Consider the following 15,749-nt stretch of genomic DNA (forward strand, 5'->3'; position numbering starts at 1 on the left):
ACACGACGCAGCTCCGCGCAAATGCATGATGAAGCGTTGCTCGGAGCCTGACTAAAGCAGAAAGCTTTAACTATCTTCATCAACTCATTTGTTTGCAATGCACGGCTGTGTAGGCTTGCGTGTGACTTGAGTATGAAGATTAACAAGGGCCCATGACGTTTCGTCATAGGCCCTTTTTTTATACCTGAAAAGGAAAACGCAACAGTTGTTTTAAACAATTAAAAGCGAAGGGCCTGCAGATCATGCAAACCCTTCGCTTTTTTTTTGGAGTTGTAGAAATGAGCCTTTTATGTGTAACTGAGCTTAATTATCAAATAGCAGGCAAGACACTGTATCACAACGCGAATCTGGCTTTACTGAAAAACGAACATATGGGCATCGTGGGTAAAAATGGATCAGGAAAAAGTACCTTATTAAAAATCATCACTGCTGAAATTACAGCGGATAGTGGCGATGTGAATTGGCAGTCAAACACGAAAGTAGGTTATCTTGATCAGCATGCCAAAGTGGATGGTTCATTAACCATTATTGAATATCTTCATACAGCGTTTGCTCATTTGGCACAATTAGAAACCCAGATGATCGAACTTTATACCAATGACCCAACAAGTGAAAATGAAAGCACATACAAAAAAGCAGCGGATATACAACTTTTACTTGAGCAAGAAGGTTATTACACCGCTGCGAACAGCATTAATAAAGTGGTTCACGGCTTAGGACTGAATGCACTTGGTTTAAACACTCAAATGGCTAGTCTGAGTGGAGGGCAACGCGCCAAGGTCATTTTAGCCAAACTATTAGTGGAAGCCCCTGACGTGCTACTGCTCGACGAACCCACTAATTTCCTTGATGCGCAGCATATTGAGTGGTTAGAACTTTTCCTAATAGGCTATTCAGGCGCATTAATTCTAGTATCACACGACACACGCTTTTTGGATAAAGTCGTTACATCAATATGTGATATCGAGAACTGTAAACTAAAAAAATATCGAGGTAATTATTCAGCTTTTCTGAGCCAAAAAGAACAAGCCATTCAGCACAGTATTATAGAACATGACAAATTAAAACAGAAAAAGACTAAGCTTGAAGATTATATCCACCGAAATGCAGCGGGTGTGAATGCTCGTATAGCAAAAGGTCGAAAGAAAATGTTGGCAAGAATCACCTTGCAAGAACACCCAGTTTTACATGACAAACTTGATTTTGACTTTGCCACCTCCAAACTTACTGGCCATGAATCGCTAACAATAAAACAGCTTGAAGTAGGCTATGACTTTCCTCTTTTACCGCCAATGACTTTGTCGCTGGCAACAGGAGAAAAATTGGTAATTAAAGGCTTTAATGGTATTGGTAAATCAACATTACTGAAAACGTTGACGCATCAAGTTTCAGCACTATCCGGCTCCTACCTGTACAGTCCTCAAACAGTCATTGGTTATTTCTGGCAGGATTTACACTGGGACACCCCTCAGTTAAATCCATTACAGCTAATGTCACAATGGCACCCAAACCTTAAGCCTGGCGCAACACGTAGCTTACTTGCTCGTTGTGGAATCAAAGATGACCAAGCTTTACAACCAATTTACTCGCTGAGTGGTGGAGAACAGTCACGGGTTAAGTTATGTCATTTAATGGCTAGTCCCAGGAGCATATTAGTACTTGATGAACCAACGACTCACCTTGATGCAAATGCCAAAGAAAACCTTAAAAAAGCCTTACAAAAGTTTAAAGGCAGTGTCATTCTGGCTTGTCACGAAGTAGATTTCTATTCTGCATGGATTGATCGTGAGCTGAATATTACTGAGTTTGTACAAGGATAATGTTTATGAACGAAAACACTTCAATTTCATCATCCTGGAAGCAAACTACAGTGTTATTTCTTGCTGCTCAATTTATATCACTGTTAGGATCATCTATCGTCCAGCATGCCATCATTTGGCATATTGTCATCAATACATCTTCGGGCGCTATGGTCGCCATCTCAACGATTTGTGGTTTTTTGCCGCAAATCGCCATTTCTTTTTATGCAGGACCATGGTTAGACCGCTTTGATAAAAAACAAGTCAATATGCTGTCTGATGGATTAATTGCATTGGCAACTGCAATGATTTTTATTTCATTTATGTTAGGGTTTAAATCAATCTGGTTATTATTTCTTGCCTTGATTTTTCGTTCATTAGGCACAGGTATTCAAACACCTGCTGTTAATGCCATAATCCCCTTAATGGTACCCAGAGAGCATTTAGTTAGAGTCAATGGTTTACTCGGTAGCTTTAACGCACTGACCATGTTGATGTCTCCTGTTATTAGTGCAGCTATCTACGCAATAACGGCTTTAGAAAATATTCTACTGATTGATATTAGTACAGCTATTATTGCCTTAATCATCATGGCCAGGTTATCAATCCCCAGTAAATCGACGAAGGCAATATCCGCTCAGTCTAATCTTCAGGCTTTTTCTCAAGGCTTACGTTATGTAAAACATCGCCCACAAATAGCGCGACTTTTTATATTCGTTGCCGTAGTCATGGTATTAATCAGCCCATCCGCCTTTTTAACGCCTTTAATGGTTGCACAAACCTTTGGCGATGAACCTTGGCGTTTGGCAGTCAGTGAAGTATGTTTCAGTGGCGGGGCGATGCTGGGAGGGCTGTTAATTTCATTCTTAGGTAAACAATTACCGCCATTAAAAGTAACCCTGCTAGCTACTTGCGGTTATGGCGTATTGATGATTGCCTTAGGTTGCTCCTCCCTATTTTTTATTTATTTGATATTTAATTTTATCATAGGGATCACTATGCCTTGCTTCAATGCCCCAATTACCTCTTTTCTTCAAGAAAACGTGGATACAGATATGCAAGGTAGAATTTTCAGTCTTTATCACGTAGTGTGTTCTAGTGCACTACCTTTAGGAATTATTTTATTTGGACCACTTGCCGATAAAATAAGTGTTCAAACAACAATTATACTATGTGGCATTATCGTTGCTGCCGTCAGTATCATCGCTAACCTAAAAGCCCCCACTCCACCAGAGCCACAAGAATCATAACCATATAAGTACCCTTTAAAAGGAAGTAAAGGGTTATAAATCAGCTATGCTTAAAAAATATTCAACTGTATTTGGCAGGGAAACGAATATTGTAATCGTCTCCTGATTATCCACTGTATACTAAGTGTATAAATATTAAATAATGGAAGTACACAATGTTAAGACGACTGCTGCTCTTTACCCTAATCCTTTCCAGTCAACTTCATGCTGAAACTATTCGTTTATTAACCTTATCTTTTCCCCCCTACGCTTATGTTGAGTCAGGTGAAGTTAAGGGATTTGTCGTCGACATCGTTAAAGAAAGCATGGCAAGACTGAAACAAGATTATGAGTTAGTTATCCAACCCTGGGCACGATCCCTGCACGAAATGAAAACAGGTAAAGGCGATGGGTTATTTCCTATGTTTATTACTGATGATCGGATTTATTTCACTGAGTATTCAGCAAAACCTTTAACACATGAATATAAATCATTATTTATACATGCTAATGATGATATTCAATTTGATGGTGATCTTGCATTGTTGGGACAATATCGTTTCTGCCGTGTACGTGGTTACAGTTCTGGCCCTGTTTTTGATCAGGCTGAACTTAATGGCACCCTTCCTTATGTGGATCTTGCTAACTCCTCATTACAAAATATTCAAAAAATACTTCATAGCCGATGTCAGATCTTGGTTGATGATAAAAATGTTGTAGCTTATTTACTGAAACGCTTAGAGCAAAGTGAGCAACTATCGCTTCTGGTTGATCTTGAACGCATTCCAAGTCATATGGGTTTTTCTAAGTTTGGACATGCCAGTTCCCTAGTCAAGCGTTTTGATAAAGTCCATCAAGCAATGATACAAGATGGTACCATTGATAATATTCTTTCTCACTATTTGGGAAAAATGACACACCACCAATAATGTCACTGAAAGGAGAAATTACGTATATTTTTCTTTCCTTCCTAAAGCATACAAGTATATAGAAAACATTTCATAACATTTTTACTTATCAAATTTAGCATTCTAAAACAAACTCTATATTCAAGGAATATAATTGATGTAATAGCGCATATTAAATGCTCATCAAAAATCCTTGGCTGAGGATATATTAAGAATACCTTTATAAAATCCAATTTTTAAAGTACCTTTACTTAAAGTTTGCGTCCTCTCCTCGAACACGCCGTGAATTGATTTATAGCAATATGTGGGGTTGCAGTGCTTGAATTAGGTGCAGAGAGCACCGTAAGCAGTATAGGCCAAGGATAGTCTTCTACTGCGGGAAGGGCAAATGAATTCATACGCTGCCATAGTGCACTCTATACTCGTTACGAATTATTTTTATACGCAATTGTCTTGCACTCTTACCAAATACCATTAATTGTGACAATTTACGACATTAAAAACATTAAACACTAATATTTTTTCAATACAAAATTAACCTCTCTCATTCAATACTTACATATATTTTATTGTAACCTCTTACTCAAGTTAAACAATGTGTTTTAAAAGTAGCGCTATAACGATACTTATGAACCACTGTTTAACGAAACAACCAACTTTTTCCTAATCAGTCAGAAAAACTATTTTCCCTGATCCCCTAGTTTATCGTAGAGTTTAAATCACCCTACAATAGAACTTCATTAACATCTACATCAAGGAAAGATGACCATGAAAATATCAAAAGACTTAATCCACAAAACCTTTTTATCATTACCACTAATAGCACTAGCAACCTCAGCTTTAGCCAACAGCAACATCCCTGTCACTATCGATATAGTCAAAAACTCTGGTACAGGTTGTCCATCAGGAACTGTCGCAGCTACAGTTGCACCTGATGGAAAATCTTTTGTGTTAGGGTTTGATGCTTACATTGCTGAAGTAGGCCCTAATATTCCAAATCGAGAAGGCCGTAAAAATTGTACACTTACCGCACAGCTTAATATTCCTAATGGCTATTCATTTACTATCGTTGATGTCAATTATCGTGGATATGCAGCACTTGAAGAAGGCGTAAACGCGCTTCAACAATCACGTTATTTCTTTGCAGGTTACCCTCAAGAAGCTCGATTAAAGACCGAGTTTAATGGTCCTTATGATGATAACTACCTGATCAGTGATCGTTTAGGTTTACATTCTGTTGTTTGGTCAAGTTGTGGTGCCAAAGAACCTGTAGTGGTATCAACAGAGCTGCGAGTTAATAATAATGGAAATACAAATGCCAGAGGCTTAATTACTACAGACACTATTGATGGTAAGCTTACCCATCAGTATGGTATTCAGTTTAGAGAATGTAATATGAACTCAACTAACACCACAACAACTCATACGCCTGATTATTTTTAATTAGTTCATTCTATTAAAGATTCCAAGATAATGGCATTTTAAATTATCACTTGTTGCCGGAGTTGTTTTATTCTCCGGCAACCTACTAAATATCTAATGTACAGATCGAACACACCTTACATAGTTATAAACCCGCTGTAAATCACCCTGTGGTCCAAAGTAACGTGGATAATGATTAGCATCTCCTGACTTAGGATCACTGCGCTGTGCCCCTGCCCCATGGACATCCATAATACGACCATGCATGCGACCCAGCGCGGCTCCAAAAGCAATATACACAGCGGAATCATACAAATTTCTACCATCCAAATGCGTTGTGCTTGTCCAATAATAAGGAAATTGATTTTTTCCCCTGGGTGCATTCAGTTTAGATACTTTGAAAATTGAATTGATCGCAGCTGTACCATGTGTTTGAGGTGATCTCGTATAATCAACAATACTTTGTAATTCCTTTGCATTGGGTAATCGCCAATCATCAAAACCCGCTAGCTTTAAATTTTCAGCATACTGCAATCCTTGTTGCCAAACCATACCACGTCTACTGTCTTCTTTTTGCCACATCAACCCAGTAGCAACATCCGTTACAGTTCCATCTTTATTATCAACAAAGTTATTTTTGCCATATGCTTTATTTCCACGCACAAAACGGAAATACATTTTATTGGCCTGCCGCCGTCGAGGGTGAAATTTAGGATATCCTTTTATTCTACCATCAACAAAATTAACACCAAACACTGTTTTGTCATTGCCCATGGTCCTAGCCACATACTCAGTCGAACTCCATGTTTGTGCATCTATTTCACGCTCACCTTTACGGCCATCACCCAAAGGTTGATTGAAATAACGAGTATCGATAAAAGGCTTAATCGCTCTTTGTCCCCTTACACTACCAGTAAACTGAATTAAAGAATACAATTCTTTAATTGTTGGTACTCGCCAATCAGAATATCCACCTAACTTAAGTTTTTTAGCATATTTAAAAGCGTCATTAAACGTTATTTTTTCCCCCATATTTTTTTGCCACATAAGCCCTGTCACATTATCCGTTATAGTATCATCTCCATTATCAGTGTATTTAGGCACATTAATCTGGTAATGAGCATCCTGACCATAAAATGCTTCACCTGTTTTGGGCTTTGCTATAATTGCATGATTACTATAAAAATCCTTCACTCCAGTATCTACAATGGCATATGAAGGCATAGTCGATAACATACTATTTTCAGCATAAACAAAAGCTATAAAACTAAAGGCTAAAATAGTAAACAGTGTATTTTTGATAGCAATAAATTCCATTTAGTCCCCACTATAACGTCAGTGATAATAAGATTAATCCCCCCTTTCCCCACTTGAATACTGTTAACGACTAACAATACATTCGTTACACATTTATTTTCCTTGGGCTTTTTTTATAGTAGTCTACCTAGGTTCCCTATACTGAAAATCCTTCCCTAAAAGCTTGACTACTACGTACTGCACGATCAATTAACCGTTCAGTAACTTGCCAGAAAAAATGGCTTTGAAGACGGTTACCTTACTTCACGCATGCACCACTCAGGGTATAAAAATGTTTTATGAAAGGTATTATATTTCTGGCAGATATTTATGTGACTTTAAAGCCGATACAAATACAATAATATGAGCATTTTATACTGACGATAGGACTCGTCAGCATTAGAAAATTTTCTGAGAAAAGAATTGGCAGAAATAACCAACCTAAATATTGTACATGATTGGCTATCAATCAGAATAAATGGTATTAAAGTGTATTATTCAACCCAATGAATTAAGTAGTCTTGCCAGTCTTCTTCAGGGATTTGTGTTTCACAAAGTGTTTTCCCTTTAACAGAAACACCTTCCTCATGAACACTTTCAGCACACCCAGTCACTAACGGGTGCCAAGCAGGTAAGGGTTTATCCTCAGCAAGTAAACGATAGGCACAAGTGGGTGGCAACCAGTGAAACTCAGTGATGTACTCTGGAGAAAGTACCGTACATTCAGGAATATGATGAGTACGCTGTTCATACTCCTGACAACGACAGCTATCATCATCCAATAGTCGACAAGCAATTTGTGTGTAATACACTTGTCCATCATCTTCGTCTTCAAGCTTGTGTAAACAACATAGACCACAGCCGTCGCATACAGATTCCCATTCTTCTTTGGAAAACTGTTTCAATGATTTCTGTTGCCAGAATGGAATTGTTACATCAGTCATCATTTACATTTATTCCGGATCATTAAAACACAGAAATTCATCTGGTAATGTCACTAAATACTCATCTTTCGGAGGCGGCATTTGTAGATAAAAGCCTTGTTCAGCAAGTGCTTCTAATATTTGATCTGCACTAACGCGCGCAAGCTTTTTACCTGAATGTAATACCAATGTCATCACAGGTTCAGGATTCCCAAAAACGGTTAATAGCAACTCAGGAATTTTAGTTAAACCATCCTGTTTTTTAACATAAAGATAGGTTTCATCTTTACGACGACTTTTGTAAACAGCAACAATGACTTTGTCCGCTATCACGTCTCTAAACCTTGTTTAATCTCATTTAAATACATTACCAGCTCTTGGCCAAAACAATGATATCGCCAATTTTCATAGTCCATTGACCAACAAAAAGCGTTGTCATACAACCCAGAACGAATTAATGCTTGAAAGGCTTTTTTCGGCATTAATACTTCTACAGGAACCTGCAAACTTTCTGCTTTAGTGACTAACCACTGCTTTCCTTTCTTAACATAGCGCTTACTTGCAGGAGGAAGTGGTTTAGTAAGACGATCAGGTAAGTTTTCTTCTGGAGTAGCCAGACCCTGCTTAACACAGCTTAAAATAGCATCGCCATCTCGCTTGATAACACTAGCCTTAATACCTTTAATTGTTGCCAGTTGTGCTTTATAACGAGGCTTCCGACGGGCAATCAGCCACAACAGCTGATCACCTAACAAATGGTTACGCGGAATGTCACGAACCAATAGCTGCTGCTCGCGCCAGGTGGCTAGCGCTTGTAATATTGCTAATTCTTGAGGATACAAACGCCAAGCCTGTTTTACTTGACGATAATACTCTGAAACCGCTGTTGCCACCTGATATTCTGCACAAAGTGCGGTGCCATCATCCAGCACCCACTGCCTACGGCCTAATACATCTAACTGTTTACATAAAGCATAATACAGCTGATGTAGATACCAGACATCATCTATCGCATATTGTTGTTGCGCAGGTGTGAGCGGGCGCTCCTGCCAGTCTGATCGTGTTTCAGCTTTACCCAATGACATACCAAGCACTTCTGCTACCAGTCGCTGATACCCCACACTATTACCTAGCCCTACAAGGGCCGCTGCTAACTGTGTATCAAAAAGGGGCTGGGGTAGCTGCTGTACCGCGCGTTGTAACAACTGCAAATCTTCAGAGCATGCATGTAATACTTTAATGATCCGAGGTTCAACCAGTAAAGTAGCTAAAGGGGTTAAATCAGCAATAGCGATGGGATCGAGCAAGTATACTTTCTGCCCATCACAGAGCTGGATAAGGCAAGGCTGAGCAAAGAATGTATGACTCCGCTCAAACTCGGTATCCAACGCAATAACATCAGCCGCTAAACAATCAGCGACCATAGCCTCCAAAGCCGCTGGCGTATCAACCCAATGTACTGGGCAACCTGTCATTCACCCAGTCCCATTTGTTTTCGCCCCGCAAAAGCATGCAGTAATGTGCCACCATCAACGTATTCGAGCTCACCACCCACAGGCACACCATGTGCTATTCGCGTCACTTTAACGCCCAATGCCATAGCCTGCTGCGCGATAAAGTGTGCAGTCGCTTCACCTTCAACTGTTGGATTTGTAGCTAATATCATTTCTCCAACAGACCGTTGTTGAAGCTGAGTTAACAATTCATCAACCCCTATTTCTTCAGGGCCAATCCCATCGATTGGGGAAAGATGTCCCTGAAGAATAAAATAATGGCCTCGATATCCCCCTGCCTGTTCAATTGCGAGCATATCTGCAGGACTTTCAACAACACATAATATGCTTTCATCGCGCTTAGGATCAGCGCAAATTGAGCAATATTCTAGCTCTGTCAGGGTGCGGCATGAACGACAGTGACCCACTTCGCTCAATGCGGTAGCTAGACTGGCCACAATTCTTTCCGCACCTTTACGATCACGTTCCAGCAGATGAAGTGCCATACGCTGAGCTGACTTTGGCCCAATACCAGGCAAACACTGTAATGCATCAATTAATTGCTTAATCAGGGGACTAAAAGCCATTTTTCAATTCCAAAAGCCAAAAGCAAATCACGAGTAACACTCATTAAAAAGGCTTAAAGCCACCTGGAATATTCAGCCCTAGTCCATCTGTTAAACTACCCACGCGTTTTTGACTTTCTGCTTCTACTTTGCGAACGGCATCGTTTACGGCTGCAGCAATAAGATCCTCAAGCATTTCCTTTTCTTCTTTAAGTAAACTGGGATCAATTGTTACTCGGCGCACATCATAACGGCCATTCATAACCACTGCGACCATACCAGCACCAGATTCACCTTTTATTTCCAAGTGCTCCAGCTCTTGCTGGTTTTTTTTCATCTGCTCTTGCAGTTTTTCCTGAGCCTGTTGCAACTGGCCCATAAGATTGTCCATACCACCTTTAAACATACGTACCTCAATAAACGGGTTATGGTAAGTATTTAATTCTTCTCATCTATCGGGGTGATCGATTGTTCCACGATTGTAGCAGAAAACTGTGCTAACAACGCCTGAACAATATGATCATTTTCAATACTTTGTTTAGCCTCCGCCAGGCGCTTGGCTTTCTTTTCCTGTGACCAATGGGCAGGCGTCATTTCGGTCACTTCGTCAGTTGAAATCTGTAAACGAATGGACTCACCAAACCATTTGCTAATTGCTTGCTCAATACGAGAATGATGAGTATCACTAAACAGCATGGACTGTTTTTCATCTAATACCAGCGTCCACACATTCTGATCCATACTCATGAGCGCCATATGAGAACCCAAGGTTTGGGTCACCCCCCCTAGCCCTAATAACCAAAAGAGTTCAGGCCATTGTTCAAGTGACATGCTCGAAAGAGCCCTGGGCACACTGGTATTGATCTGAATGTCACTAACGTGCTGCGCTACTGGCTGGGTAACTTGTTTATTTAGCTCAGATCTATCTGGTTCTACAGTACTGGGCTTATCTACTGATTGCTGTAAAGACTTAGGTTGAAAAGATGCTTGTCGTTCTGAAGATGCTCCCAACGGTGGCGCACTCGCTTCTATATCATGCAAACTCACTTGTTGAGTCGTATCAGCTTCCGTAGCCGTTGCCGCATGAATCCGAGGGCTACTTCTCTGAGATACATCTCGATTTTCTGATGTACTACTGTTTTTTGGCGAGTTGATTGTGCTCTCTGGTGTTGGTGCAGGTGAAGCCTCTGGTTGTTCAACCAGATCACTTCTCAATGACGACTTTGGGGGCGAAGGTATCTCCGCAGTTTGGGAATCCTGCAGCTCATCATCAACCAGAGATGTCGTTGATGCCTCCGTTGATGCGACATGGGTATCGTTAGCATTTTGCCCATCAGCGGACTTCACTAATGCCTGCTGAGGCGGCCCTCCTGCTGGGGTTGGGCGGAATGCCAGCATACGGAGCATGACCATTTCAAACCCTCCACGAGGATCAGGAGCTAATGGCAAATCGCGTCGCCCCAGGAGGCCAATCTGATAATAAAGCTGAACATCTTCCCCAGTCATTTTTGCTGCCAATGCTAACAACCGCTGTTGATCACCTTGACTATTATCTACCGCATCTGGAACCATTTGTGCTAAAGCAATACGATGCAAAACAGACAATAAATCCGCTAATACACTGGTGTAATCAGGTGCAAATTCAGCAAGATGCGTAATTGTATTCAACAGCTGTTGTATATTGCCTTCGGCAAGTGCTTCTACGACATGAAACACCTGGTGGGGATCAATCGTCCCCAACATAGCCGCAACGTCTGACTCGCGAACTTCACCACTACCAAATGCGATTGCCTGATCAGTTAAGCTAAGCGCATCCCGCATACTGCCATCGGCTGCCCTAGCCAACTGCCAAAGTGCAGGCATATCAAAACTCACCTGTTCTTCAGCCAAAATAAACTGTAAGTGTCCCACAATCCGTTCAGGCGACATATTTTTCAGCGCAAACTGCAAGCAACGAGAAAGTATAGTGACAGGTAATTTTTGGGGGTCAGTGGTTGCCAGTAAAAATTTAACGTGAGGTGGAGGTTCCTCTAAAGTTTTCAGTAATGCATTAAAACTATGGGCCGACAGCATGTGGACTTCGTCTATCAAATAGACTTTGTAACGGCCACGGGTTGGTGCATATTGAACATTTTCCAACAGTTCACGGGTATCTTCGACTTTTGTCCGCGATGCTGCATCCACTTCAATTAAATCAACAAAACGGCCCTCATCAATTTCACGACAGGCGTCGCATTGTCCACAGGGTTCAGAGCTAACGCCTTGTTCGCAGTTCAAGCTTTTAGCGAGGATACGGGCAATCGAAGTCTTTCCTACCCCTCTTGTACCTGTAAACAAATAGGCATGGTGTAAGCGATCATGGTCTAGTGCATTGACCAATGCCTTAAGCACATGCAATTGCCCTACAAGTTGTTTAAATGTGCGTGGTCGCCACTTACGTGCCAGTACCTGATAACTCATGCAAAGATTTTTCCGCTGTGCACTTCTTGAATTGAATATGAGGCTGCTTAAGCCAAACCGAGTATGTTAGCTGAGAACCCTTGTAATTGCACCCTCTGCCAGGTAAACACTTAACTAAATTCAAGCGTAGACACTCAGTAAACAAGCACGTCTTTTCTCTAGAAGTTCTTTACCTTTCCACATCTAAAGTGACAAATGCAACACATGAAACATTACTACTAACAAGGATAACTTGTCAGAACTTAAGAACCCTGATTTAATTAGCATTCGTTAAATGCTGCTTATAGCAACAATTTTTTGTGACATCATTTAGCGCCTTACCTAATGATGTCATCAATGTAACGTGTAGATCAGTAAGTAACATCAAGAGTAGGACTGACGTCCTCGCCAACCTGCTATTCCTAGGCAAGGTGGATTCCGCAATGCGGAGATGTGGCCCTTTGGCAATTAAATAGGCCCCTTAGTCAGCGTCAGTTCTCTAATATGCTAGGAGAACACCATGCAGTGTGATTTTGTGGTAAGCCAGTATGCACCACATCCCAAAAAGACGACACCTGTCCTCACGCTTCGCGATCAAGCGTCGATGAGTTGGTTTATCCATCACCAGCATTATGATTGCTCGTTGTTTGTTTGGGTCTCCCAAGCCTGGCTAAAACAGCCCAAAAAATTTAGTCTCCCCCGCTATCAAGTCTTTGTCGAATTTCGTGATAGCAATCGCTGTTGCCGCTACCATGAGTTCACTTTTTCCAAACTTGAGGAAGCGTTACAGTTTATCCATGGTCCATTAGCCCACCGCCGCTTGATAAATATTTCCCCCCATATGACACGGTTGTACCCCGTTAAAAAAGATAATTAATACCTCTACCGACTTCGTATCATTCATTGAAATGAGATATAAAAAAGGGGTGTCAGAATATCCAGGCAGAGCAAAGTTTCAGCAGACTAAGACGGGAAGAAAGATTATTTGTGGGCTCATCTAAAAGGAGATAGCCCACGCTTTCAAATATAGGAAAACCTTTAATGGGGATAATATTAAGCTTGTGGGTTAATCATTAAGATTGATTGTAAAATAGGTTTAAGGCCTCCAAAGAAAAACTCCACGGCAATCACCATCACAATCAAACCCATAATACGCATTAAAACCTTATTGCCACTTTCCCCTAAGCATTTCATGATAGGTTTAGCAAATAATAAGAAGATATAAGTAACACCACACACCCCCATAATGCTTAAAAATAAGACACTATAATACAACATGTGATTACTTTGGCTCATTAAAATAATCACCGTAGCAATTGCACCTGGCCCAGAAATCAATGGAATTGCCAATGGGGTAATTGCTAAGTCATTCGTATACTCTTCTGTATCTTCAAGACTACGTTTATCAAACTTGGTTCGACTAAGGCGAGCTTGAACCATTTCATAGCCCATCAAAAAAAACAGCACACCCGCCACAATTTTCAGGCTATCGACTGAAATTGAAAATACTTTAAAAATAAACTGCCCTGTTAACGCAAACACCACCAATATCACTGCCGCAGTAATTGTTGCTTTTAAAGCCACATGACGAGCATCACTAGGCTCAAGGTCATGAGTCATCGCTACAAAAATGGGCGTAATACTAAGAGGGTTTATCATAGTAAACAGCGAGGTTATGCAAAGAAGCACAAACTCTAATAATTCATTATACGACAACTGATCCAATACCATAGCTGACTACCTAAATACCCGGTTTACAGGTGACGCAAATACTTATATCCTGCTTCATGAGGGGCTAAACCACTCACTATGGATGCAAGATAGCAAAACGCATTAATGTCTATCGCACATGTTTATAAAGGTGTAATCCAAACACCCAGATTGCTAAAGAGATCCTTTTGAATAAGCACTATGCATAATAAAGGCTCAAGATTGTGCTTCACACACTACATCGAAGTAACTCCATCTTGATTCATTGAGAGACCTATGGCTCGCTGAGCACAAAACCCTCTCCAATGGATCGCTATAGCAATACAGAAACTCGAAGAAACTATTTTAAAAACAAATAACCCCTTGCCTGGTTTTATCGCTGGGTAGCAGCATTATGCCCTGGAGAATGCATTATTCGGGACACTGCGCTTAACCCGCTCAAAGCACACCATGAGCAAGATACTAAGGGTTAGTTACAGCCGTTTAATATATGTATATATGAAATTGTTAAGTTAGATATTTTTGAGCACAAACCTGTGCTTTGGATTATTTTGGCGGCGCCATTATAGTCAAATCTTAGCCAATGAAAAGCTATCCTATGAGAGTTTAGTACAAGTACTTATTTAACCCCATTCAATTAAATAAACAATATTCATTACGGAGGTATATTCTATATGATGACACCATCATAGCGTTCAGAATATCGGCTCAGATACACACTGCCCCCCCACAGTTGATTACTCCCTCAATAGTCATTATTTAGGGGCTTGCCCAAAAACCTACTAAGCATAAAAGGCTTAACTCAAACAGGTTATGGCAATATTCCCTGATTAGTTCTTCTGAGGGTATAGAATATAGGTTTTGTAGTACTTAGGAGTTATTTTTATGGCAGCATCACGCACAGGAACACTGTGTGCTATTAGTGCCTTTGTTTGGTGGGGACTATCCCCTATTTACTTTAAGCAAATTGGACACGCTTCTTCTTTTGAAATCATCAGCCACCGTGTGATTTGGTCAGTTCTGTTATTGACTTTAGTATTAGTCATTCAAAAACAATTACACACCCTAAAAGAAATCATCAACGATCGTCGCAAGTTGCTGCTATTAGTAGGCGGAGCCATGCTGATAGGTGGTAACTGGCTGATATTTATTTGGGCAGTCACTAACGGACAGATATTGGAAACCAGCTTGGGTTACTTCATAACCCCATTGGTAACGGTGCTGTTTGGTTTTATGTTGTTTCGCGAAGAGTTATCTCAAGCCCAGTGGATTGCTGTTTCAATTGCCTGCTTAGGTGTTGTTATTGAACTTATTCAATTAGGACGATTACCCTGGATTGCCCTTATTCTTGCAACCTCATTTGCTTGCTATGGTGCAATTCGCAAAAAAGCACAAGCACCCGCAGTGGCAGGCCTGACAGTGGAAACCTTGGTATTACTGCCCGTTGCGTTGACTTACTGCCTATACTCCAACTTCACCAGCCAAACAGTGTTTACATCCTCTTTTTATAATGGCTTTATGTTGAGCTTAGCCGGTGTGGTTACCACTATTCCCCTTTTATTATTTACCGCTGCAGCAACTCGGATTCCACTGAGTACATTAGGATTTATACAGTATATCGGACCTACTTTTACCTTCTTTTTAGCCATTGTGGTATATCACGAACCCTTATCACTTACTCGCTTATTTTCGTTTAGTTTAATCTGGTTTGCCTTGGCTTTGTTTACCCTCGATGGCTGGAACCGTTTGCGCAAACAACGTAAAACCTCTGCATCCTTGCCAGAGTAAGATTGCAGAATATTGAGTAATCGATTAAAGTAATTACGTAAGCACTTACGTAATTACTTTAATACTGTGCGGTGACTACTCCCAATGCGTGGCCTTAGGAGTAAAAAGGCTTACAAACGTAATTCAAACATTAGCCTTAATGAGTACCCAATAGTAAGCAATAAGCAAGATAAAGG

General features: G+C 40.6%; 14 protein-coding genes and 1 riboswitch. Of the genes, 6 read left to right on the forward strand and 8 right to left on the reverse strand.

What is annotated here, in order from left to right:
* Nucleotides 1–278 precede the first annotated feature (278 nt).
* From ACQ96U_RS13075 to ACQ96U_RS13090, 4 genes are all read left to right on the forward strand, one after another.
* Entirely contained in the window at nt 279–1,820 is a 1,542-nt protein-coding gene (locus tag ACQ96U_RS13075) for an ABC-F family ATP-binding cassette domain-containing protein (protein ID WP_431721701.1), read from the forward strand.
* A 5-nt stretch (nt 1,821–1,825) separates the two neighbouring features.
* Nucleotides 1,826–3,049: an MFS transporter gene (locus tag ACQ96U_RS13080; protein WP_431721702.1), complete on the forward strand. Its 1,224-nt coding sequence runs from the start codon at nt 1,826–1,828 to the stop codon at nt 3,047–3,049.
* 155 nt (nt 3,050–3,204) lie between these two features.
* Nucleotides 3,205–3,957, forward strand: a complete 753-nt coding sequence (locus tag ACQ96U_RS13085) for a substrate-binding periplasmic protein (protein WP_431721703.1) — start codon at nt 3,205–3,207, stop codon at nt 3,955–3,957.
* Nucleotides 3,958–4,704: 747 nt separating this feature from the next.
* Nucleotides 4,705–5,379 carry a DUF4360 domain-containing protein gene (locus ACQ96U_RS13090; RefSeq protein WP_431721704.1) on the forward strand — a complete coding sequence of 225 codons (675 nt, stop codon included), beginning with the start codon at nt 4,705–4,707 and terminating at the stop codon, nt 5,377–5,379.
* Between the two features lie 93 nt (nt 5,380–5,472).
* Here the strand turns inward: ACQ96U_RS13090 and ACQ96U_RS13095 are convergent, their stop codons facing one another.
* From ACQ96U_RS13095 to dnaX, 7 genes are all read right to left on the reverse strand, one after another.
* Nucleotides 5,473–6,675 (reverse strand): DUF1566 domain-containing protein, encoded by a 1,203-nt coding sequence (locus ACQ96U_RS13095; protein ID WP_431721705.1) that lies wholly within the window; start codon nt 6,673–6,675, stop codon nt 5,473–5,475.
* A 473-nt stretch (nt 6,676–7,148) separates the two neighbouring features.
* A complete protein-coding gene (locus ACQ96U_RS13100) occupies nt 7,149–7,601 on the reverse strand; it encodes a YcgN family cysteine cluster protein (RefSeq protein WP_431721706.1) in 453 nt (150 codons plus the stop codon).
* Between the two features lie 6 nt (nt 7,602–7,607).
* Complete coding sequence (locus ACQ96U_RS13105; protein WP_431721707.1) at nt 7,608–7,910, reverse strand: YcgL domain-containing protein; 303 nt, start codon at nt 7,908–7,910, stop codon at nt 7,608–7,610.
* On the reverse strand, nt 7,907–9,052 hold the full coding sequence (gene rnd / locus ACQ96U_RS13110; protein WP_431721708.1) for a ribonuclease D: 1,146 nt from the start codon (nt 9,050–9,052) through the stop codon (nt 7,907–7,909). The genes ACQ96U_RS13105 and rnd overlap by 4 nt, the downstream gene beginning before the upstream one ends.
* On the reverse strand, nt 9,049–9,657 hold the full coding sequence (gene recR / locus ACQ96U_RS13115; RefSeq protein WP_431721709.1) for a recombination mediator RecR: 609 nt from the start codon (nt 9,655–9,657) through the stop codon (nt 9,049–9,051). Before recR ends, rnd begins: the two co-directional genes overlap by 4 nt.
* Before the next feature lie 43 nt (nt 9,658–9,700).
* On the reverse strand, nt 9,701–10,042 hold the full coding sequence (locus ACQ96U_RS13120; RefSeq protein WP_431721710.1) for a YbaB/EbfC family nucleoid-associated protein: 342 nt from the start codon (nt 10,040–10,042) through the stop codon (nt 9,701–9,703).
* A 32-nt stretch (nt 10,043–10,074) separates the two neighbouring features.
* Nucleotides 10,075–12,096, reverse strand: a complete 2,022-nt coding sequence (gene dnaX, locus ACQ96U_RS13125) for a DNA polymerase III subunit gamma/tau (protein WP_431721711.1) — start codon at nt 12,094–12,096, stop codon at nt 10,075–10,077.
* A 355-nt stretch (nt 12,097–12,451) separates the two neighbouring features.
* Nucleotides 12,452–12,557: riboswitch (SAM-I-IV-variant riboswitch) on the forward strand.
* A gap of 38 nt (nt 12,558–12,595) precedes the next feature.
* Here dnaX and ACQ96U_RS13130 point away from each other — a divergent pair.
* Nucleotides 12,596–12,952, forward strand: coding sequence for a hypothetical protein (locus ACQ96U_RS13130; RefSeq protein WP_431721712.1), 357 nt, complete (start codon nt 12,596–12,598; stop codon nt 12,950–12,952).
* A gap of 176 nt (nt 12,953–13,128) precedes the next feature.
* Here the strand turns inward: ACQ96U_RS13130 and ACQ96U_RS13135 are convergent, their stop codons facing one another.
* A complete protein-coding gene (locus ACQ96U_RS13135) occupies nt 13,129–13,806 on the reverse strand; it encodes a MarC family protein (protein WP_431721713.1) in 678 nt (225 codons plus the stop codon).
* Nucleotides 13,807–14,670: 864 nt separating this feature from the next.
* On the opposite strand from ACQ96U_RS13135, the gene rarD reads away from it, so the two are divergent.
* Nucleotides 14,671–15,573 carry an EamA family transporter RarD gene (gene rarD / locus ACQ96U_RS13140; protein ID WP_431721714.1) on the forward strand — a complete coding sequence of 301 codons (903 nt, stop codon included), beginning with the start codon at nt 14,671–14,673 and terminating at the stop codon, nt 15,571–15,573.
* Nucleotides 15,574–15,749: the final 176 nt, after the last annotated feature.

The sequence above is a fragment of the Zooshikella sp. RANM57 genome, from assembly GCF_050749885.1.
GTDB lineage: Bacteria > Pseudomonadota > Gammaproteobacteria > Pseudomonadales > Zooshikellaceae > Zooshikella.